Source organism: Vibrio sp. 1978 (assembly GCF_033344345.1).
This window is the reverse complement of record NZ_JAWPOP010000862.1, coordinates 1-555: the sequence shown is the minus strand read 5'-3', so window position 1 is coordinate 555 and position 555 is coordinate 1. Positions and strand designations below refer to the sequence as shown.

Genomic DNA, 555 nt, shown 5'->3' with positions numbered 1-555 from the left:
GAAAAGCAGTTTAGCTATGCAGGGAAAAGCGGCGCGCACAGCAGTTATCAGTTGGACGATTTGCGCCGCTACTATCACCTGCCGGGGTACTTATCGCACTCTGCCGCCAGTGATGCCTTGGCGTGCGCGGAATTGTTCTTGGTGCAAAGTAAAAAACTGACCGCGCTTCCGGATGTCACGTTGCGTCAGTTGATGCGCTGATCACGCCAACTCTTGCGCCAAAAAGTCGATCAATAACCGCACTTTTGGCGACAAATTGCGACTTTGCGGATACAGCGCCCAAATGCCTTCGCGATCGTCGCGGTAATCGGTCAGCACCTCGACTAACTCACCACTGTCTAACGCTTCTTGAACGTAGTAATCCGGCAGCTGCACTAAACCAAGCCCGCGTTTCGCTGCGTCCACCAAAGCAAAACCGCTGTTGCATTTAATCCGTCCCGACACGCGTAAAGATTTATCGCGTTTATTTTCCTTAAAGTGCCAATAGTCGACCGAGCCAACCAAGCACTGATGCCGTCCCAATTCCGACAACGTATGTGGCTCACCAAAACGCTC

General features: G+C 52.3%; 1 protein-coding gene and 1 pseudogene. One reads left to right on the top strand and one right to left on the bottom strand.

The features are described 5' to 3' along the window. Positions 1–201: pseudogene (locus tag R8N49_RS29545) on the top strand (DNA polymerase III subunit epsilon); the annotation flags it as partial. Here R8N49_RS29545 and R8N49_RS29540 read toward each other — a convergent pair. Then, positions 202–555: LysR substrate-binding domain-containing protein (locus R8N49_RS29540; protein ID WP_318190748.1), on the bottom strand; the 354-nt coding region annotated here is incomplete at its 5' end.